The organism is Frankia sp. R43, from assembly GCF_001306465.1.
In the GTDB taxonomy this organism is placed as follows: domain Bacteria; phylum Actinomycetota; class Actinomycetes; order Frankiales; family Frankiaceae; genus Parafrankia; species Parafrankia irregularis.
In genome coordinates this window covers 128,165-148,865 of record NZ_LFCW01000006.1, presented here as the reverse complement: position 1 = coordinate 148,865, position 20,701 = coordinate 128,165, and the positions used below count along the sequence as shown (strand labels likewise).

The window sequence follows — 20,701 nt, the reverse complement described above, 5'->3', positions numbered from 1 at the left end:
ATCGCGGCACCGTGTCAGCACCAGGGCCCAGGTCCGAGCTTCGTCGTGCGTTCCCGTCTCACGTCAGTCCCTGCCTCGCCATAGCCGATCGGCCTCACCGTCGGTGCACGCGTCAAGGGGAATCCGTCAGGGCTCGTGGCCGCGAACGCGGTCTGAGCAGGTCCGAGGCCGCAGCGCCGGCGCTCGACCAGACCGGAAGGCCGATCATGATCCAGTCCTCACGCCCGGTGCCGCCGTCCACGTCGCACACGCTGCCGCGCACGCAGCCAGACACTCAGTCCGGGCTGCTCGTACGGCCCCGCCTGGTCGTCCTCAGCGGTAGTCCGCGCACGGGCTCCCGAACGCTCGCCGTCGCGCGCGGTCTCGTCGAGCGGATCACGGAGGATCTGCCGGCCGCCAGTGTCGAGATCATCGACCTGGCGGAGCTGGCCCGCCACCTCTTCGACGGTGACAGCCGGGTCGCCGCCGCGGCCAGGACGGTGGCCGCGGCCGACCTGCTGATCGTCGCCTCGCCCGTCTACAAGGGCAGCTACACGGGACTGCTCAAGGTCTTCCTGGACCTGCTGCCGGGCGGTGCGCTGCGGGGAGTCACCGCCATCCCGCTGGTCCTGTCGGCGGCGCCTGATCACTCCTTCGCGGGCGAGGCCTATCTGCGCCCGGTCCTCGTCGAGCTCGGCGCTGCGGTGCCGGCGCGTTCCTTCGCCGTGATCGAGGAGCAGATCCCCGACCTGGACGTCGTCTTCGACTCCTGGGTGGTCTCATACGTGTCCGCGCTGCGGGCCAGCGTGGCGGCGAACGCGGGGGCGGCCCGTCCAGCCCACGATGCCGAGGATGACCGCCCCGCCCACGCCGAGGCGGCGCCATCGCCCGTGCCGTCCGACGCGGTGCGGTCTGACGCGGTGCGGTCTGACGCGGTGCGGTCCGACACGACTCGGACGGAGCCGGCCAGGCCTGTTCCCGCCGTTCTCGCGCCGGCGGCGTCCGCGGTGCCGGTGACCGGATCCGGATCCGGGGCCTCGTCATCCGGTTCATCCGGGGTGGCGGTCGGGGTCAGGACCGCTCTGCGCGCCGGTCTGGCCGGGGCAGTCCTGTGACGTCCACCGCCCTCGGTGCCGAGCCCGAGCTGATCGACCCGGCCGCGCTGCGCCGTGTCTTCCGCGGGCACGCGGCCGGGGTGGCCATCGTGACGATGCCCGGCCCGCACGGGCCGGTCGGGTTCACCGCCACCTCGGTCGCGTCGCTCTCGGCGGACCCGCCGCTGCTGTCGTTCTCGGTGGCGATCACGTCGTCGTGCGCGCCGGCCCTGGCCGCTGCCACGGGTCTCGTGGTCCATTTGTTGTCCGACGATCAGGAGGAGCTGGCGGCCCGGTTCGCGACTCCCGGGATCGACCGTTTCGCGGAGCCGACTCGCTGGCGGACCCTTCCCACCGGCGAGCCGCTGCTCGCCGACGCGGCCGTCTGGCTGCGGACGCGGATCCGCTCCCGGCTGATCGCGGGCGACCATCATCTGGTGATCGCCGAGATCGCCGAGACGCGGGTCGACTCCGCGGCCGGCCTGCTCGCTCCGCTCGTCTATCACAACGGCCGCTACGGCACAGTGACGGTGGGACGACCGCGTACCTAGCCGGCGACGGGTAACGCGGGGCCTGGCAGCGGGGCCTGGCACCGGAAGTCGGTGGGTTTCAGTTCGAAGCTTCGGGCTGCCGCCGCATTGCCGCTGCTGCCGAGCAGGCGTTGAGGGCGTTGGTCGCCGGGATGGCCAACGCCCTCACTGCTTCGTATGGTCGGCCCGGGCGCCAGCCGTGCTGTTCGCCGGCGGCCAGGTCGCGACGCCTCCCGAGGTGTACGACGTCGCCGCCCTCGTCCGCCTCGCCGGCCACCAGAAGTCGTGATCAGCGGAAACGATCGGTGGTGCGGAAGCGCCGAGGCGTCGTACCGGCATCGGGTCGTTCGACACTTTCCAAGTTCGTCAATGGGTAATAGGGAGATATGCTCCTGGTCTGCATGTGAAATCATGCTCCGGGGGAGGAGGCGGGGTGGGTCTGCCTGATTTCGCCGTCATCGGTGCCCCCGATGCCGGCACCTCCGGTCTGCACGCGGCGCTGGCCCGTCATCCCGGTCTGGTGATGTCCCGGCCGGCCGAACCCGGCTTCTTCCTTGCGGCCGGAGTGCGTCCCACCGCTGCCGGCCCGGCGACTTCGACGGCTGGGGATGTCCCTGATCCGATGGGTGAGGAACCGTTCGTCTGGTGCCGGTCGGACTATGAGGAGCTGTTTCCGGGAAGCGACCGCCGGCCCCGGGGAGAATGCACTCCCTACTACCTGGCGGACTTCCCGGCGCAGCGGCGCATGCACGAGCTGCTGCCCTACCTCCGGATGGTCGTCGTGCTGCGGGACCCGGTCGAGCGGGCCTACGCGAACTGGTCCGCGCAGCGCCGGGCCGGTCTGGAGTACCTGCCGACGCTGATCGAGGCGCTCGACGCGGAGGCGGCGCGCCGGGCCGCGGGGTGGCGGCGCCGGTGGTGGTACGCGGAACACGGCCGCTATGGCATCGCGTTGCAGCGCCTTTACACCCTGTTCCCGCCCAGCCAGGTTTTGCTGGTTCGATATCGGGACCTGGTCACCCAGCCCGAATCCGTGTTACGCGAGGTCTTTTCCTTCGTCGGCGCGGTCGACCCCGGCGCCCCGCCCCGCGGCGTCGACCGCATGTTTCCGCCGGCGGTGACCCGCGCCGGGGGAACCCGGATCCGGGCCGCCGGTCCCGCCACCGCCGATGCGATGGCCGCGGCGCTGACCACGCTGCGCGCGCAGTCGCTACCGGGCCCGCCGCTGCCACCCGGTCTGCGTGCGCGGGTCATCGACCGCTACGTCGACGACATCGCCCTGCTCGCCCGGGTGACGGGCCGATCCTTCGACGAGTGGCTTGAGCGTGGCGACTGCGCGCCGGAGACACACCGCTGACGCGCGGACGAAGGCAGGTCCACCGGCACGCCTGACGCGCGGGTGGCGCGGCTGTCGGTCCCGCGGCTGCCACGGCGTGGCGGACGGGCACCGGCGCCCACGGTAGCGTCGTGGCGATGAGCACACCGAGGCCGGAGGGCGACGTGCCAGACGTCAACGTGCCAGAGGCCACCGTGTCGCGTGCCGACGCTCCGGACGTCGACGCTCCGAATGCCGACGTCCCGAATGCCGACGTCCCGGGTGGAGGCGGCTCGCGCCCGGCGGAGCTGCAGGCGCTTCCCTACGACGGGGTCCGTTCGGTCGCCGTGGGATCGGTCGTCTGGCTTGTCGCGTTCCTGGTCATGATTCCCTTCGCCGACGACCTGCGTGACGACGGCAGGCTGTGGTGGATCGCGACCGCCGCCGTCGGCTTCGGGCTGGGGCTGGCGGGGCTCTGGATCGTCATCCGCCGTCGAGATCGCCTGCGTGCGGCCGAGGAGCGTTCCGAGGCCGAGGCCGAAGCCGGCTGACCGCTGGCACGGCGCTGCTGGTCCGGTGGCACCGCGGAACCGCGGCGCTGTGGGTTCGGTGGCACCGCGGAACCGCGGCGCTGTGGGTTCGGTGGCACCGCGGAACCGCGGCGCTGTGGGTTCGGTGGCACCGCGGAACCGCGGCGCTGTGGGTCCGGCGACACCGTGGAACCGCAGGTCCGGCGGCGGCGCCGGTAGGCCGATCAGAGATCGTCGAGATCGTCCTCGGCCTGCCGCAGCGGCGCGCCGTCCGGATCGCGGAGGGCCGCGGCCAGGCCGTGCCGGCGTTCCCACTGACCGGCCTGCCAGGCCAGGGCCCGGGCGAGCGCGTCCGTGCCCGCCTGGGCATCGACGTGGATCACGCCGCCGATGCCACCGATGACGCGCCACGGAACCCGGGCCTGCCGCCCGCCGGGCACCGTGATCCACAGCTGCGGATGCAGGTGGTACCGCGCCACCAGCGGCCGGACGGCCCCCGGCGCGGCGGCGAGATCCGTCCCGTGCAGGTCCTCGGGCCCCGGCTCGGACTCGTCCGCGGCGAGGTGGTCGAGAACGACCCTGCTTGCGGAGACGACGACGGTTCGGCTCGTCGCCTCCCCGCCGCCGGCCGCGTCCGTGCCGGCGGGGACGTCCACCGGCTCGAAGTCGTCCAGGTCGGAGGCCAGCCGCAGGCCGAGAACATGCGCGGCCTCGGCCGCCCGGTCCAGCGGCAGCCGCAGCACGGGCCTGCCGTCCCCCACCACCGCGAGCAGGTCGGGCGCGTCGACCACGACGACCTCGTCCGCGGGGAAGACGCCGGCCGGGGTCCGGACCGTCAGCGGGGGGTCGAGCCGGGGTCCGACCACCCCGTCTGGGTCGGCACCGAGCAGTCCGGCGGCGCTCACCGCGGCCATGTAGAGCGTCCGTGCGGCCGGCCAGCCGATCTCGCGGTCGCTGTCGCCCAGCCGGTCGAGCAGGTCGATCACCGCGTCCGGGTCGGTGAGGACGTCGTCGAGGGTGCGGCGGGCGCCGAGCGCGCGCAGCAGCTCGTCGTCCACCCCGGGCAGCGGCGTGGCCGGTGCGAACAACCCGGTGAGCAGGGGATCGGCACCGGGCAGCACCAGTTCCCGCGGTGGCAGCCGGGCGCCGGACCCGTCGGCTGTCGGCAGCGTCGTGTGCCGGGCCAGCCACCAGCGGGTGTAGGAGGGCTCGCGGCCGAGCACCACCCGGCGCAGCGGCGGGCGGGCCAGCTCGGCGAGCGCCGCCGGCCAGGCCTCCTCGTCGACGAGCTCCAGGTCCCGCACGGCGGCGAACCGTTCGACCACCAGCGGGGCGCCCGGAACCTCGGGAGCCGCCCGTTCGGAGGACTCGTAGACCTCGTCCACCCAGATGTCGCTGTCGTCCAGCTCGAGCAGGACCGGCTCGTCCGGGTCGAGGGTCACCTCCACGGCGCGCAGGACGCCGAACGTGTGCAGGACGCCGACAGCCTCCAGGACATGGACCGGCCAGGCGTTGCTGACGTGCGGGTCGAGGGTTCCGAACGGGGCGTCGTCGGCCAGCAGGAGGTCGAGCGGACCGTCCGCGATGACGAGCTCGGCGGCGGGCGCGAAACCACCGTCCAGCTCGGGGAGCAGCAGCGCGGTGAGCCAGCCGGGCATCGCCGGCCGGCCAGACCCGGTGGGCGAGCCGGCATCCTCGTGCGCGTCAGCGGAGTCGGCGTGCTGATCGGCGGTCAGGCCGCCGTCGGTGTCGGTGTCGGTGTCGGTGTCCTGTCCGGGCACGGGGCCGGTGGCGGAGCCGTCCGCCCGGGCGTGGCCGTGCTCCACAATCGCGTCGCGCACCAGTGCCAGCACCCCGTTGGCCAGTGCGTCCAGGTCGTCGGGATCATCCTCGGGATCGGCCTGGACGACGGCCTCCCGCACCGCCGGGTCCCGCAGCACGCCGGCCGGGGTGCCCTCCAGCGCGCCCAGGGTGCGCAGTGCGTCCCGGGCAGTGCCCGTGCACGCGTCGGGATGGACGACCCGCAGCGGCAGGCCCGAACGGACCAGGGACACGACGTCCAGGTCGGGGGTGGGCAACAGCGCGCCACGTGGTCCGGTGACCATCCGGCTGGGCGGCGGCATCACCGGATCGGACCCGTCGGCGACCGGCTGCGCACCACCCTCCGGGCCGAAGGCCGACCACCGATCGAGATCGTCGGTTTCGGGCACGACCACCACCGGGATGGGCAGCGCGCCGAGCGCGTCCCGATCCGGCACCGTCAGCAGGATCGGATACAGGTTCGCCCACCAGGACGGATCCCGGCGTACACCGCGCAGGAGCTCCACCACCCCACCGGTGTCCAGCCGGCGGACGCCGAGCAGGTCCAGGGCCGGCCGGCGACGCCGTGCGGCGAACCGGGCCGGCAGCAGACCGTCGATGATCGCGTCGTCCTCCGCGCCGTTCTCGGTGCCGTCGTCGTGAAGGCCGTCGTGACGAGCGTCGCCGTCGACAGCACCGCCGTCGACAGCACCGCCGTCGACAGCACCGCCGTCGACAGCACCGCCGTCGCCGGCGGTGCCGTCGCTCGTTGTGCTGCCGGCGCCGGTGGGCGCGGCGGTGGGAAGCAGCAGGTCGGTGACGGAGTCCGTGGCGGGGCCGAGGTCCAGAACCGCGCAGTCACGGCCGGTCCGGTCGCCCGGGAAGAGCGGTGCGTCGGGAAGGAGCGCCAGGAGGCGGTCACGCAGCCGGCCGTCCACCTCGCCGCGGGGCAGCCCGGTGGGAACGAGGTCCAGGGCGGCGAGCCGCGCCGGACCGGGCGGCTGTCCGTCCGCGGGATCACCGAGGTGGATCGCCAGCGCGACCGTCGCCTCGGCGAGCCGGTCGGTCAGCCAGTCCCGCAGCGGTCCGGGGACGGTGTGCCGCCGCGACGGATCGAGCGGCAGATCGACGCTGATCAGCGCGGGAATGCTGATCGGCTCGTCGGTTGGTTGAGGGGCGCGCACGACCCGTGTCACATCGCCGGGCCAGTCGCCGTCCGGCACCATCGCCCGCGCGGTGTAGCCGGTCCGGCCACGCTCCTCCACCGGGCGGTCCGCGAGCAGCTCGGGTGGGATTCCGCCCCGGTACACACATCCGCGCCAGCGGGTGCCCTCGATGGTCGCGACTTCGAGATCGGTTCCGTTCGGCCCGGGGCGGCTGGGCTCCCACTCGCAGCGGAGCGTGCGGACCTCCCCGTCCAGATCGATGACGATCTCCTCGAGGCCGCGCAGAACCAGAGGGAGAGTGGGGTCCAGCTCGCCGATCAGACCCCGCGCCGTCGCCACCGCGGCCTCGTCCCGCAGCGGCAGCCGGACCACGGTGTCGTAGCCGGCGGGCCCGGCCGGCGGGTCGTCGAGTGTGAACGGCAGGCGCAACACGGGAACCTGCCCCGCCCGCCGGTCGAGCTCGTGGACGAGGGCGTCCACCCCGGACGCGCGCACCAGCTCCGCGGTGCGGCTCCGTGACCAGCCCACGCCGCGCCAGCCGTCCGCCGCGCCGCCGCGGCCGTCGCCGCCGCCGCCGTGGCCGTCGCCGGACGGCAGTGTTCTGGAGACGATCGACGGTGTCTGGGTCACCGCGAGGACCGCGGCGAAGCCGGCACCGAAACGCCCGACCGCCTGGACGTCGCGCTTCGCCGAGGCACGCAGCGTCGACAGCGCCTCGACACCAGCAGCGGTGAGCGGCGCTCCGGTGTTGGCGATCTCCAGCAGGCCGCCTGACTCCGTCGTGCCCAGCTCCGTCGTGCCTGGATCCGGCCTGCCCGGCCCGGTCGGAGCGGGCTTCGAGCGCAGCCGGACGAGAACCCGCGCCGGCACACCGGCGGCGGTGGCCGCGTCGACCGCGTTCTGGAGCAGCTCCACCAGGAGGCGGTCCCGGTAGGCACCGAGGGCGGCGTCCTCCTCCGCGTTCGCGTCCTCCCGGAACCGGCTCGGGGACGCGGCCCAGGCCTCGGTCACGCGGGTTCGCAACGTCTCGGTGTCAAACGGGGTGACATCCACAGCCTCATCCTTCTCTGTGGCCGGAGTGTTGCGTAGCGAGGGTGGTTAGCATCGCCTTCCGGGACGGGGGAACGCGCAAACCAGGCAGGAGGGTCGTCGGTGGCCGCTGGTGGTCGCGCGCGGGGAGGCGGCCGAGCTGGTGCGACTCGGCCAGCCCGGGATCGCCCCACCCGGGTGGACCTGACGTTGCCGAGCTCGCTGGTCGAGCAGTGGGAGCTGCTTGCCGAGCACGTCGAGCGCCTTTCTGACCTGGAGCTCGCCACGCCGTCGGCGCGGCCCGGCCTGACCGTCGGCGACCTGGTAGACCGGGCCGCTCGAAGTGCGCTCGCCCTGCACACCGCCCTGGCCTCCGAACCCGCGTCGCCTGCGCTGCCCGCGTCGCCTGCGCTGCCCGCGTCGCCTGCGCTGCCCGCGTCGCCCGCGGTGGTCTCCGGGGCCGCTGCGCCGGGGGCGGCCGTTTCGGACCAGACCCGGCCGCGGGCGATGGTGCGGGCCGCCGTGTCGGCCGCCACCGCTGATCTCACCGCGCTGCGCCTGGAACAGCGCGACGCCCAGGATCAGCTTGTGAGCCGCGCTGCGCTCACCCCGGACGGGCGGGCGGACCTGATCCCGTTCCTGACCGATGCCGTCGCCGAGGCGGTCCTGCACGGCCTGGATCTCGGTGTCCCACCGGTGCGTTCCGCACTCAGGGTGACCGTGCGGCTGTTCACGACCAGTCTCGCCGAGCGTGCCCCCGGGCGTTCGGTGGAGCTGCGGGTGCCGCCCTTCGCCGCGGTGCAGATCGTCGAGGGCCCCCGGCACACCCGCGGCACGCCGCCGAACGTCGTCGAGGCCGAGCCGGTGGCCTTCGTCCTGGTCGCGACGGGCCGGCTCGACTGGGAGACGGCGGTGGCGGACGGCCGGGTCCGGGCAAGCGGAGAACGGGCCGATCTCCGCTCTCTGCTACCGCTGCCCAGCTGGCGGTGAGTGCGGGCGTGGCCGCCGACGCGGCCTGCTTCCCACCGCTACCCGGCGATTCACGGCTTGTGGCGCCGGTCGGCCCTGGCTGCGTGATATAGCGAACCGAAGGCGTCCGATGCGGTGTTTGTGGTGTTTCCGCTGTGATTTCACTGGCGTTGGGGTGGTGAGATCCGGCTCGGCCGGCTGATCGGCGTCGCCGCTGCTAGCGTGGTTATGTGGGGAGTCGGGGCCGGGCGTGAACGTCGGGTGGTCCGAGGTGCTTCTCGTGGCTGTCCGTTGATGTGAGCGTTGTCATGTGCGTCCCGGGAATTGCCATATCCACCCTGAACCCGATCCGTTTATCCCGACATCTCGGTCACCCTGACCTCTCTAGGAGACCTGGTGCCACACGTCGCAGGCAGCGACGACTCCGCGAACAGCCGGGAGTCGACCTCCGCTCGTCCACCGGAACACCACAACGGCCCCGGCCGTGACGGGTCCGCTCGCGGCGACCTGGCTGGGAGTGATCTGGCTGGGAGTGACCTCCTCGACGACGATCCGGGCCCTCGGGACGCCTGCGGGGTGTTCGGCGTCTGGGCGCCCGGCGAGGACGTGGCGAACCTCACCTATTACGGCCTCTACGCGCTACAGCACCGAGGCCAGGAAGCCGCCGGGATTGCGGTCGGTGACGGTCGCACCGTGGTGGTCTTCAAAGAGCTGGGCCTGGTCGCCCAGGTCTTCGACGAGATCACGCTGGGGAGCCTTTCCGGGCATGTCGCCGTCGGTCACACGCGGTATTCCACAACCGGCTCGTCCACCTGGGAAAACGCCCAGCCGTCGTACCGGACGGCCACGTTTGGCGGGCCGATCGCACTCGGTCACAACGGCAATCTGACGAATATCGTCGAGCTCGCCTCGGTGCTTGGGGAACGGGAGCGCGGCCTCGGGGCCACCACCGACTCCGACCTGATCACCGCGATGCTCGCGGCCCACCCGGGGCCGACCCTCGCCGAGGCCGCGATGGACGTCCTGCCGCAGCTGAAGGGCGCGTTCTCGCTCGCGTTCTCGGACGCGTCGACGCTGTATGCCGCCCGTGATCCCCATGGCATCCATCCGCTGGTGCTGGGGCAGCTCGACGGCCGCCCGGACGGCGCGTGGATCGTCGCGAGCGAAACCGCTGCCCTCGACATCGTGGGCGCCACCTTCGTCCGCGAGATCGAGCCGGGGGAACTGCTCGTCATCGACGCGGACGGCCCGCGCTCGCTGCGGTTCGCCGAGGCCGACCGGCATGTGTGCCTGTTCGAGTACGTGTACCTCGCCCGGCCCGACACGACGATCGGCGGCCGGTCGGTGCACGCCACCCGGGTCGAGGTGGGGCGGCGGCTGGCGCTGGAGGCTCCCGCCGAGGCGGACCTGGTGATCCCGGTGCCGCAGTCCGGCGTGCCGGCCGCGGTCGGTTTCGCCGAGGCCTCCGGCATCCCGTTCGGGGAGGGCCTGGTCAAGAACTCCTACGTCGGCCGGACGTTCATCCAGCCGTCGCAGACCATCCGGCAGCGGGGCATCCGGCTCAAGCTGAACCCGCTGCGGGACGTCATCGAGGGGCGCCGCCTGGTCGTCGTGGACGACTCGATCGTCCGCGGCAACACCCAGCGGGCCCTGATCCGGATGCTGCGCGAGGCCGGAGCGACCGAGGTGCATGTGCGCATCTCGTCGCCGCCGGTGCGGTGGCCCTGCTTCTACGGCATCGACTTCGCCACCCGGTCCGAGCTGATCGCCAGCGGCAGCGGTGTCGAGGAGATCAGGCAGTCGCTCGGCGCCGACTCGTTGGCCTACGTCTCTCTCGACGAGCTGATCGAGGCCTCCGAGCAGCCCGCCGACTCGTTGTGCCGGGCCTGCTTCGACGGGATCTATCCGGTACCGCTGGCAGACACCGACAAGCTGGGCAAGTACCGCCTGGAGTCGTTCGGCCCGCAGACGACGGAAGAGGTCATCGCCCAGGCGATACAGGCCCGGGTGACGCTGGGGATGAACGGCGCCGACCCGTCGCCGGACAACCACGACGCCGACCTCGAAGCCGATCTTGAGGCGGACCTCGGGACGGACCTCGGGGCCGACATCGCCGCCGTTCCGCTCGTGCCGACCCGAACCACTGGAGGTTCGCTTTGACGAACGGCGCAGGCCCGCCGAACGGGCGTTCGGTCTCGTACCGGGACGCCGGGGTCGATGTCGAGGCCGGCGACCGGGCCGTCGCGCTCATGCGCCAGCATGTCGCCCGGGCCACCCGACCCGAGGTGGTCGGCTCGCTCGGTGGGTTCGCCGGCCTGTTCGCGCTGGACGTGGCCCGCTATCGCCGCCCGCTGCTGGCGTCGTCGACGGACGGGGTCGGGACGAAGATCGCGGTCGCCAGGGCGCTGGACGTCCACGACACGGTGGGCATCGACCTGGTCGCGATGGTGGTCGACGACCTCGTCGTCTGCGGCGCGGAGCCGCTGTTCCTGCTGGACTACATCGCCTGCGGCTCCCTTGAGCCGGTGCGGATCGCCTCGATCGTCTCCGGTATCGCCACCGGCTGCGAGCAGGCGGGGTGCGCGCTCGTCGGCGGGGAGACCGCCGAGCACCCCGGGCTCATGGGAATCGACGACTACGACCTGGCCGCGACGGGGGTCGGGGTAGTCGAGGCCGACGCCGTGCTCGGGCCGGAGCTGGTCCGGCCGGGGGACGTGGTGGTCGCGATGGCGTCATCCGGTCTCCACTCCAACGGCTTCTCGCTGGTACGGCACATCCTGTTCGGTCCGGCCGTTCCTGACCAGCCCGCAGGCGTCTCCGAAGCGGGGAGGGCGGCTCTGGCCGGGTACGAGCAGGCGCTGGGCACCACTCTCGGGCAGGCGCTGCTGACCCCGACCCGCATCTATGCCCGGGACTGTCTCGCCGTGATCGAGGCGGCCGAGGTCCATGCCTTCGCCCACATCACCGGCGGCGGCCTCGCGGCGAACCTGGCCAGGGTCATCCCGGCCGGAGCGGTGGCCACCGTGGAACGGTCCACCTGGGCTCCGCCGGCCCTGTTCGGCATCCTCGCCGAGCGCGGGGGCGTCGGCGAAGCCGACATGGAAGCCACGTTCAACCAGGGCGTCGGCATGGTTGCGATCGTTGCCGCCGCGGATGCGGAGACGGCGGTGCGGACGCTGGAGGAGCGTGGCGTCCACGCCTGGATCGCCGGGCAGATCGAGGCGCTGCCCGAAGGGTCCGAAGGGGGAACCCAGGACGCCGGTGCGGCCCGCCTCGTCGGCGCGCATCGCTGATGCCTCCGGCGGTGGCGGTGGCGGTGACGGTGGCGGTGTAAGCGGGGCACGGAGCCGCTTGGTGATCGGCAAGAAGTGAGGATCCTTGCTGCTGCAGGGCGTGGCGCGAACCCCTGAGCTACGGGCTGCGGCTGCCGCCTGACAAGAGCGGCGGATTTTGGTCGTTATAACGACCAAAATCCTCCACTCTTGCGAGTGGTCAGGCGACTCTGCGCGACTTTTGTCGTTTTTAAGGTGAATCGTCAACGCTGCGTGACGGCGTGGCATCCTTGGTGGACTGCCCTGCGGCGAGTGGGCGGGGATGGCCAGGCCAAAGTCGGTGTCGGTGACCCCGGATCCGCCGTTGCTCGAGATTTTCCCACGCGCGCTGCAGCTGCGGTCGCCGATCATGAAAAACTGCCAGGCCATCGCCGGGCGCGGAGCATCGCCGTGGCGATCCTCCCTGGCCGGGATGACGCTGCCCTTCGGAAACCCGGAAGACGACGCCGAAGCGCGCGGCACCGGCGGCTCTGCCCAACCTCAGCTCGGCGCCCGGTGTGCCCGCACAAGGCGGGCGTACCGGACACGATCTGATGCCGATGCCCATGGCTACCTGAGGCCAGGTGGCCATGCTCTGCTCTTCCAGAGCTTCCTGGACGAGCGGCATCGGCAGGGGCGGCCCCGGAGTCAGGGGGACGAGCGGTGCTAGCGCTCGTCCTCATCGTCCAGGTAAGAGTCGTAACCGTAGTCGTCATCCGAGTACGGTTCGTCGCTCTCGGTCTCCCGCGAGGTACCCGCGCCCAGATCCGCCTTCAATCGGTCGAGATCCATTGTGGGCGAGTTGTACTTGAGCTCGCGGGCGACTTTCGTCTGCTTGGCCTTCGCTCGGCCGCGCCCCATGGCTCGACCCCCTCGAACATGACGACGGGGACCCGCCCCGGTGCTCTCACTGTCTCGTGCTTCCCGAGACTACAGGGATCGCAGCCTACTCGGCACGCCAACCCGACAGTTACCTGTCGACGGACAGCGTCCGGGAGATCATCGGCGGCCCTCCGGCGGTCCCCGGACCTCCCTGACAGTGGGCACGCGGGCCCGCTGCGGTGCTGGTAGGAGGCCTGTCGGATGTGGTCATCATCACGATTTCCCGCCCGTGGTGGCGTGTTCGGTGACAGGTGCAGCCATGACCGGCGAGCGCAGAACGCTTCGGCGTGGCGCGCACCACGGTGCTGGCGTCGGGCGCCGCGGACGTTCGGAGCCCGTGGGCCGCTGGTCAGGCGCGCGGGTCGGGGAGCAGGATGCCGCGCAGCCGGCCGATGTCGGCCATCCGCCGCTGTGCGAACCGCCCGGCGGCCACGGCCGGGGTGACCGCCTCGGCCGCGGCGAGGTCGAGGACGTCGCTGGTCGTGTCGAAGATCCGCGCGGCCCTGGCCCTGGCCCGTTCGGGGGAGTACCCCTCGATCTCGTCGGCGACCTGGATCAGGCCGCCGGCGTTGACCACGAAGTCGGGCGCGTAGAGCACGCCCGCGTCGGCGAGGACCTTGTCGACGCCCGCGTCCGCGAGCTGGTTGTTGGCGCCGCCGCAGATGATCTCCGCCCGCAGCTCGGGCACCAGGGGAGTCGTGATGACGCCGCCCAGCGCGCAGGGCGCGTACACGTCGACCTCCATCCGGATCAGCTCGTCGGGGTCGGCCACCGGCAGCACCTCGTCGTGGCGCTCCTGTACGCGCCGTACGGCGGCCGGATCGATGTCACTGACCAGAACGGTCGCGCCGTCGGCCAACAGGTGCTCCACGAGGCGCTGGCCGACCTTGCCGACTCCGCTGACGGCGACGCGGCGGCCGGCCAGTGACGGCGTCCCCCATCTGTGCCGGGCGCAGGCACGCATGCCCTCGAAGACGCCGTAGGCGGTCAGGACCCCCGAGTCGCCCGAGCCGCCGTGGACGGGGGATCGCCCGGTCACCCAGCGGGTCTCCCGCGCCACCACGTCCATGTCCTCGACGTAGGTGCCGACGTCACAGGCGGTGATGTAACGTCCGCCGAGGGAGGCGACGAAGCGCCCGTAGGCACGCAGCAGCGCCTCGGTCTTGTCCCGGGTCGGGTCGCCGAGGATGACCGCCTTGCCGCCGCCGAGGTCCAGGCCCGCGCAGGCGGCCTTGTAGGCCATCGCGCGGGAGAGCGCGAGCGCGTCGGTGAGAGCGGACGCCTCGTCCGGGTAGGCGTGGAACCGGGTGCCGCCCAGCGCCGGGCCGAGCGCGGTCGAGTAGACGGCGATGATCGCGCGCAGGCCGCTGGCCTGGTCGGAGCAGAACACCACCTGTTCGTGCTCGGCCGCGACGTCGAACACCGACGAGGCGACGGTGGACGTGCCGAGGTCCAGCCCGTGCGGATCTGATGACATGCCTGAGCCCTCCTGGTCCGGACGCTCCACGGGCCGGCGCCCCGACTGGGCCGGGGCCCACAGGCCGCCCGGGATGTTTCCGAGGGCCGCGGACCCCTACCGGCCGCTCTCGGCGAACACTACGACGCAGCCCGCCGCCGCACCGTCCGCCAGCAATTCACACCAAACAGCCGCAAGCGGGGCGCGTGGCCACTTGGTGATGTGCAAGGGGTGAAGATCCTGGTCGTTGTAGCAGCCGAAATCCTCGCTTCTTGCGCAGCAGTAGAGGCATCGGGCGGAAGGAGGCATCGGGCGGAAGTCCGACGCTCGGGGTTCCGCGACCGGCTCCCCCGCGACCACGGCCCTCGGGTCTTGCTCGACAGCAGTGGCAGCGCGGCGACAGAGATGCCGGACCTCTCATCGCCGTCGGGCCCGTGACCGCCGCGGTCCGTGTCAGGATCGGAGGCATGCCAGCATCCAGCGGCATGTCCGCACCCGGCCGGGTAGCCGCCATGCCGGTAGCCGCCTCCTCGGGCACCGGGATCTAGGGTGCCTGTCGTCTCGCCCGCCGCGTACCTGCGGATCTACGAGCCGTTGGCGGCCTTCCCGCCGCCGGACCGGGTCCGGTGGCAGCGCTATGCCGCCTCCGCCTCCGGTCCGCCCTCCTCGCGGGCCGGCGCCCGGCGCGAACGGGTGGTGGCGCTGGTCGCGACCGTGCGCCCGTCGCTGGACGTCGCCGACGAGTCCGCGTTCATCCAGTGGGTGGACGGGCTGATGTTCGTGTGCCCGTGGTCGACCCAGCTTCGGGTGTGGCAGGCCGCGAAGGAGTTCCGCGGCCTGATGCCGGAACGGGTCGCCGAGGCGTTCCTGCCGCGCCGGCTGGTCGATCCGGCCGAGACCGAGCTCGACCGGTGGAAGGCTCGCCGCCCCGAGATCAAGCTTCATGTGCAGAGCTGCACCTGGATGGTCCCGGCGACCTGGTTCGTGCTGTTCGACCCGACCGAGCGTTCGCTGATCACCGGTGACCGGTCGGATCGTTCGATGGTCTACCGGACCACGATGAGCCTCGCCCGCCGCCGGGTCGGTCGCGCGGTGGAGGCGATGGAGACGCTCCGCTCGGACAACGCGAACGCCCCCGCGATCGAGGGCGTCGCCGAGCTGGCCCGTTGGCTGGGGTCCTTCCATCCTCAGAGCAGGGTCGAACTGGACTACGACGGACTAGTTGACCTGCTGGACGATGACATGCTCAGGAGCGACAGCTCGGTCGAGGACATCGTCGAGGCGGTCAGCGCGTTACGCCGAGGGCGAACAGACCTTGCGGTCGAGGCGTACGAACGCGTGCTGATCAGGTGGAGACCCCTGCAGTCACGGGAATCCGCCAGTTGATCGGAGCCTCCTGTTAGCGCAGCGTTGCCCTCCGCTTCGGACGAGCTGTGACTAGTCAGCAGATGGTCCTGACGTGCCATGTCCGAAATGCCCCCGAAGGATGCACGATCTGTATGGGACGGAGCGACGCTCTGTGACGGGAGGCCAACGCAATGACGACGAGAACGCCGGATGCCGAGCCGCTGCTGACACCCGCCGAGGTAGCCACGATGTTTCGGGTGGACCCGAAGACCGTGACCAGGTGGGCGAAGGCCGGAAAGCTGACCTCGATCCGGACTCTGGGCGGTCACCGCCGGTACCGCGAGGCGGAGGTGCGCGCCCTGCTGAAGGGAGTTCCGAGCATCGGAAGTGACATCTGAGCGCGCCACGATGCCGGCGCTGATGGAGGCGTCCTGGTAGATCCAGGCGTTCGGTGGTCGCCCGGTCGAGCTCTCGAACACAGGACCGGACCCGCCACCTGAGCGGACGTCCCATAACGGTGAATTCTCCACCGCTCCGGGAGGGCGGTGGCGATTCGCATTGTCGAAACCGACGGATGGCAGCCCTGTCATCCGTCGGTTTCGTACGTTTCTCGGCGGACAAAGCCGCATATACCGTGTCGCACGTTAGTGATCTTGCGTTCGACGTCTGTGCCGGTGAGGCTGTCCGTCATGACGGGGGGATCGAACGCGTCGTGCGCGCCGGACCAGGTGCACCGGCGGTCGCGGCCGGTCCGCACCGGCTGGCTGCCCCTGCTGCCCGTGCCGCAGCGGTCGCAGCGGCCGCGCTCGCTACTGCTCCTGGTGCTGGTCGCGTTCCTCGCGCTGCTCTGCCCAGCCTGCGGTGACGGTTCCCAGGAGCACACCGTGCCGGGAACGAAACGCGGCGGTGCGGGTTCGAGCTCCGCGCCGGTCGTCGTGACGACCACGGGCGGCCGGGTGCGCGGAGTCCACGGCGGCGACGTCGTCTCCTTCTTCGGCCTGCCCTACGCGGCCGCGCCGGTGGGCGACCTGCGGTGGCGCGCGCCCGCCGCGCCGCAGCCCTGGCAGGGCACCCGGGACGGGTCGGTGCGCGGCCGACCCTGCCCGCAGTCCGGCGAGCTGGCCGTCGGCGGTGCCGCCGAGGACTGCCTGTTCGTGAACGTGACCACCACGCCCGGCGCCGTTGCGCGGGCACCGCAGACAGCGCAGCGGACCTCGGGCTCGAGCGGGGCCCCCGAGGCCGGTGCGGGCCGCCCGGTACTCGTGTGGATCCATGGCGGTGGCTTCACGACCGGCACCGCGAACCAACTGGACACCTCGGCGCTCGCGGCGGCCGGCCCGGCGGTGATCGTCAGCGTGAACTACCGTCTCGGCGCGCTCGGGCAGCTCGCCTTGCCGGCGTTGAACACCGAGTCCGGCGGTGACGCGGGCTCCTACGCCGTGGCGGATCTCATCGCCGCGTTGCGCTGGGTCCGGGACAACGCCGCCGCCTTCGGCGGTGACCCGGGCAATGTGACGATCTTCGGAGAGTCGGCGGGTTCGGTGAACGCCTGCACGCTGCTGGCCGCACCGTCCGCACGCGGTCTGTTCCAACACGCTCTGCTGCAGAGCGGACCCTGCCTGTGGCCGCTGCCGACCATGGCCACCGCGGAGCGGACCGGCGCGGAGTTCGCCGCGCAGGTGGGCTGCACCGATGCCGCCACCGTCCTGAGCTGCCTGCGGGCCGTCCCCGTCGACCGGCTGATGGCCGCCGGTGGGCAGGTCGACGTCCTGACCGGCCCGAGATGGGCACCCGTTACCGGAAGCCGCACGCTCCCCCGCCCGCCCGAGCAGGCACTCGCGGCCGGCTCGGCGGCCCGGGTACCGGTCCTGCTCGGGACGGTGCGGGACGAGGGGCGTGCCTTCACGGTCAGCTACGACCCGGGCCAGAAGCTCACCGCCGAGCGGTACGCCGAGATCATCCGCCAGCAGCTGCCGGACCGGGCGGACGCCGTGCTCGCGGCCTACCCGGCCGGCGCCGTCTCGGCCCGGGAGCGCCTGGCCCAGGTGATGACCGACCGGTCGTTCGCCTGCCCGACCGCCCGCACGGCGGATCTGCTGGTCGGGTCGGGCTCCCGGGCGTTCCTGTACGAGTTCGACGTCCCCGGCCTCGCCCCGTTCCTGAGTGACAACGGCACCGGCGCCACTCATTCCGGCGAGATGACCTATCTGTTCCCAGACCGTGCGTCATCGTCGACGTCGACGATGACGACGGCGGCTGAGCGCGAGCTGTCCGCGGCGATGCTCACCTACTGGACGCGCTTCGCCGCCACCGGTGATCCGAACGTGGCCTCCCGGGCCGGTTCGTCCGGAGGCCAGGGGGAAGGCGCCCTCCGGACGCTGCCGACCTGGCCCGCCTGGCCGGTGCCGCGAACCGCGACGACCCCGGACCGGCTGGTGCTGGAACCAGGCACGATCGAGGCCCGCCCCGGCTACGAGGCCGAGCACCACTGCGACTTCTGGAAATAGGGCGCGGGACGGTCAGGCTCTGCGGGACGGTCAGGCTCTGCGCGGGACGTCAGGCCTTGCGGGCGGCGCCGCGGTAGGTCCCGAAGGACCACAGGTTGCCTTCGGGATCGCGGGCGGCGAAGTCGCGCGACCCGTAGTCGGTGTCGTGCGGCTCGGCGGTGATCTGCGCACCCGCGGCCCGAGCCCGCTCACACAGGGCGTCCGGGTCCGAGGTGACCACATAGGCGCCGAACGCTCCCGGCGGCAGGGCGAACGTGTCGGCGTCGTCGCGGATCGAGCCGAGCATGATCCCGCCACCCTCCGGCCAGGCGAGCTCGGCGTGGTCGACGCGGCCGTCGGCACCGTCGGGGCCGTAGCAGACGACCTCCTCGAAACCGAAGGCCGCGGCGAGAAAGTCGATCAGCGCCCGGGCGTCACGGGCACGCAGGCAGGGCCAGACCTGGGGAGACGGCGCGGTGTCGCGGGTGTCGCTCATGTGCGTGGGATGTCCTTCCGTGCGGTGGTGGTGGTCAGCCGGTTCCGGTTCCGGTCCCAGGACTGGACCGACCGGGCCCGTCCAAGGATTCGTCGAACCCGTAGCCGTCGGCTTGGACGTTTCGGAACTCCGTGGCGAGCCATCCGCTCGGCGAGCACCCGGTGAGGGCACGGAAGTCACGAGCGAGATGCGCCTGGTCGAAATAGCCGCATTCGGCGGCCAGATCCGCGAGCCGCCAGCGACGGTCCCGGCTGACGAGCAGCCTCCTGGCCCGGTCGAACCTGATCACCCGAGCGGCGGCCTTCGGGGTGAGGCCGAGCTCGACGCGGAAGCGGTCGCTCAGATGCCGGGTGCTCCAGCCGACCTCGGCGGCGATCACCGCGATCGGGACATTGCCGTGACCCCGCCGGAGCAGGTTCCAGGCGTGGCGCAGCTCGGCAGGCACCTCCCGCTCGATCTGCCCGACCCGTCCGACCTCTCCGAACCGTCCGGCACGTGGTCGGTCGGCCCGCACGAGGCCGGTGAGCTCCTGGTCGAGAACGGCGAACCGCCCGGGCCATCCGCGGGCCTCCCGCAGGCGATCCGACATCCGGCGGCCGGCGCCACCGAGAACGGCATCAGCTGGCAGGTCGAGCGCGGCCAGCTCGCCGGCGGGCAGCCCGAGCAGCGCCCGCGCGCCGAGGGGGCGCAGCGCGAGCTGGACGCCGGACTGGGCTCCCTGGTGGGTGATCAGCGCGGGCGCCGTGTGCAGCCCGGCGATCAGGGAGTCGAAGCTGCGCCGCCGCGCGCCGGCACCGGGCGGATCGAGCAGCACCAGCGGCTCGTCCAGCGTGAAGATCAGGGTCAGGGCCGGCGACGGCAGGCCGCGGTGCACCGCGGGGGGAAGCCCGCGCTGGCGGTAGCCGCTGTACCAGGCCACATAGGGACGCAGGCCCGGTGCCGGGGCGACCCGGACATGCTCGTCGACCTGCTCCACAGGGTCCTGTTCCACAGGCTCCTGCTCCACAGGCTCCTGCCCGACCCGCTCCTGCGCCACCGCCTCAGTGTCGACGTCCGGTCGGCCCGGGACCGGCACATCTGTCGCATCGGTCGCGTGGCGGCGCGGCGCGGCGCGATGGTGCGAAAGACTTGCCGGATGGAGCTGTCGTCCGAAGAGCAGGCGATCGTCGCCACCGTTCGTGACTTCGTCGACCGCGAGGTGCGGCCGGTGGTGCGGGAGCTGGAGCACGCCAACACCTACCCCGAGCGGCTCATCGAGCAGATGAAGGAGCTCGGGGTGTTCGGCCTGGCGGTTCCCGAGCCGTACGGCTTCGGCAAGGTCTCCACACCCTGCTACGCGATGGTCACCGAGGAGCTCGCCCGCGGCTGGATGAGCCTGGCAGGGGCGATGGGCGGGCACAGCGTCGTCGCCAAGCTGATCTCGACGTTCGGCACCGACGAGCAGAAGGAGCGCTACCTGCCGTCGATGGCGACCGGGGCGCTGCGGGCGACCATGGCACTCACCGAGCCCGGCGGTGGCTCCGACCTGCAGGCGATGCGGACCGTCGCGCGGGCCGACGGCGACGGCTATCTGATCAACGGCTCGAAGACCTGGATCACCAACGCGCGCCGGTCCGGCCTCGTGGCACTGCTGTGCCGGACGGATCCCGCCGCGACCCCGACGCACCGCGGGATGAGCATCCTGCTGGTCGAGCGGGTGGAGGGCTACTCGGTGTCGCGAGACCTCCCCAAACTGGGCTACAAGGGCGTCGAGAGCTGCGAGCTGGTCTTCGACGACGCACGGGTGCCGGCCACCGCCCTGTTGGGCGGTGTCGAAGGGCGCGGGTTCACCCAGATGATGACCGGGCTGGAGATCGGGCGAATCCAGGTCGCAGCGCGGGCCACCGGCGTCGCGCGGGCCGCCTTCGACGACGCGCTGCGATACGCGCAGGCACGGGAGAGCTTCGGCCAGCCGATCTGGCGGCACCAGTCGATCGGCAACTACCTCGCCGACATGGGCACGAAGATCACCGCGGCCCGTCAGCTGCTCCTGTACGCGGCCCGCCGCCATGACAGCGGCGAACGCTGTGACATGGAGGCCGGCATGGCCAAGCTCTTCGCGTCCGAGACCGCGATGGAGGTGGCACTGAACGCGGTGCGCATCCACGGCGGCTACGGCTATTCGACCGAGTTCGACGTCGAGCGGTACTTCCGGGACGCGCCTTTGATGATCGTCGGCGAGGGAACGAACGAGATCCAGCGCAACGTCATCGTCGGCCAGCTCATCCGGCGTGGCGGCCTCGACACCTGACCGCGGGCCGGCACCCCGAGC

16 protein-coding genes are annotated in these 20,701 nt (G+C 72.1%); 11 read left to right on the top strand and 5 right to left on the bottom strand.

Going from position 1 to position 20,701, the window contains the following annotated elements:
• Window positions 1-206: 206 nt before the first annotated feature.
• From ACG83_RS42825 to ACG83_RS46960, 4 genes are all read left to right on the top strand, one after another.
• Entirely contained in the window at window positions 207-1,094 is an 888-nt protein-coding gene (locus ACG83_RS42825; protein ID WP_083473549.1) for an NADPH-dependent FMN reductase, read from the top strand.
• Window positions 1,091-1,624: a flavin reductase family protein gene (locus ACG83_RS25190; RefSeq protein WP_054568748.1), complete on the top strand. Its 534-nt coding sequence runs from the start codon at window positions 1,091-1,093 to the stop codon at window positions 1,622-1,624. The genes ACG83_RS42825 and ACG83_RS25190 overlap by 4 nt, the downstream gene beginning before the upstream one ends.
• 412 nt (window positions 1,625-2,036) lie before the next feature.
• Complete coding sequence (locus tag ACG83_RS25185; protein WP_054568747.1) at window positions 2,037-2,960, top strand: sulfotransferase; 924 nt, start codon at window positions 2,037-2,039, stop codon at window positions 2,958-2,960.
• 116 nt (window positions 2,961-3,076) lie between these two features.
• Entirely contained in the window at window positions 3,077-3,469 is a 393-nt protein-coding gene (locus ACG83_RS46960) for a DUF2530 domain-containing protein (protein ID WP_235498172.1), read from the top strand.
• Between the two features lie 203 nt (window positions 3,470-3,672).
• On the opposite strand, the gene ACG83_RS25175 is transcribed toward ACG83_RS46960, so the two are convergent.
• Window positions 3,673-7,467 (bottom strand): sacsin N-terminal ATP-binding-like domain-containing protein, encoded by a 3,795-nt coding sequence (locus tag ACG83_RS25175; protein ID WP_054568746.1) that lies wholly within the window; start codon window positions 7,465-7,467, stop codon window positions 3,673-3,675.
• Between the two features lie 174 nt (window positions 7,468-7,641).
• On the opposite strand from ACG83_RS25175, the gene ACG83_RS25170 reads away from it, so the two are divergent.
• From ACG83_RS25170 to purM, 3 genes are all read left to right on the top strand, one after another.
• The gene (locus tag ACG83_RS25170; RefSeq protein ID WP_054568745.1) at window positions 7,642-8,433 is read left to right on the top strand and encodes a sterol carrier family protein; all 792 of its coding nucleotides are present in this window, start codon (window positions 7,642-7,644) and stop codon (window positions 8,431-8,433) included.
• Window positions 8,434-8,808: 375 nt separating this feature from the next.
• Window positions 8,809-10,572: an amidophosphoribosyltransferase gene (purF, locus tag ACG83_RS25165; protein ID WP_054568744.1), complete on the top strand. Its 1,764-nt coding sequence runs from the start codon at window positions 8,809-8,811 to the stop codon at window positions 10,570-10,572.
• On the top strand, window positions 10,569-11,705 hold the full coding sequence (gene purM / locus ACG83_RS25160) for a phosphoribosylformylglycinamidine cyclo-ligase (protein WP_054568743.1): 1,137 nt from the start codon (window positions 10,569-10,571) through the stop codon (window positions 11,703-11,705). Before purF ends, purM begins: the two co-directional genes overlap by 4 nt.
• Window positions 11,706-12,389: 684 nt before the next feature.
• Here purM and ACG83_RS25155 read toward each other — a convergent pair.
• Both ACG83_RS25155 and ACG83_RS25150 read right to left on the bottom strand, forming a co-directional pair.
• Entirely contained in the window at window positions 12,390-12,584 is a 195-nt protein-coding gene (locus ACG83_RS25155) for a DUF3073 domain-containing protein (protein WP_006540947.1), read from the bottom strand.
• A 370-nt stretch (window positions 12,585-12,954) separates the two neighbouring features.
• The gene (locus ACG83_RS25150; protein ID WP_054568742.1) at window positions 12,955-14,082 is read right to left on the bottom strand and encodes a Glu/Leu/Phe/Val dehydrogenase; all 1,128 of its coding nucleotides are present in this window, start codon (window positions 14,080-14,082) and stop codon (window positions 12,955-12,957) included.
• A 528-nt stretch (window positions 14,083-14,610) separates the two neighbouring features.
• Here ACG83_RS25150 and ACG83_RS25145 point away from each other — a divergent pair.
• The 3 genes from ACG83_RS25145 to ACG83_RS25135 all read left to right on the top strand — a co-directional run bounded on the left by ACG83_RS25145 (window position 14,611) and on the right by ACG83_RS25135 (window position 17,915).
• Window positions 14,611-15,447 carry a hypothetical protein gene (locus ACG83_RS25145; RefSeq protein ID WP_054568741.1) on the top strand — a complete coding sequence of 279 codons (837 nt, stop codon included), beginning with the start codon at window positions 14,611-14,613 and terminating at the stop codon, window positions 15,445-15,447.
• 152 nt (window positions 15,448-15,599) lie between these two features.
• Window positions 15,600-15,806 (top strand): developmental transcriptional regulator BldC, encoded by a 207-nt coding sequence (gene bldC, locus ACG83_RS25140; protein WP_006540950.1) that lies wholly within the window; start codon window positions 15,600-15,602, stop codon window positions 15,804-15,806.
• A gap of 291 nt (window positions 15,807-16,097) precedes the next feature.
• Window positions 16,098-17,915, top strand: coding sequence for a carboxylesterase/lipase family protein (locus ACG83_RS25135; RefSeq protein ID WP_054569132.1), 1,818 nt, complete (start codon window positions 16,098-16,100; stop codon window positions 17,913-17,915).
• Between the two features lie 49 nt (window positions 17,916-17,964).
• Here the strand turns inward: ACG83_RS25135 and ACG83_RS25130 are convergent, their stop codons facing one another.
• The gene (locus ACG83_RS25130; protein WP_054568740.1) at window positions 17,965-18,390 is read right to left on the bottom strand and encodes a VOC family protein; all 426 of its coding nucleotides are present in this window, start codon (window positions 18,388-18,390) and stop codon (window positions 17,965-17,967) included.
• Window positions 18,391-18,424: 34 nt separating this feature from the next.
• Complete coding sequence (locus ACG83_RS25125; RefSeq protein ID WP_235498171.1) at window positions 18,425-19,381, bottom strand: AraC family transcriptional regulator; 957 nt, start codon at window positions 19,379-19,381, stop codon at window positions 18,425-18,427.
• 144 nt (window positions 19,382-19,525) lie between these two features.
• Here ACG83_RS25125 and ACG83_RS25120 point away from each other — a divergent pair, with 144 nt between their 5' ends.
• Complete coding sequence (locus tag ACG83_RS25120) at window positions 19,526-20,680, top strand: acyl-CoA dehydrogenase family protein (RefSeq protein ID WP_054569131.1); 1,155 nt, start codon at window positions 19,526-19,528, stop codon at window positions 20,678-20,680.
• The last annotated feature ends 21 nt before the right edge of the window (window positions 20,681-20,701 follow it).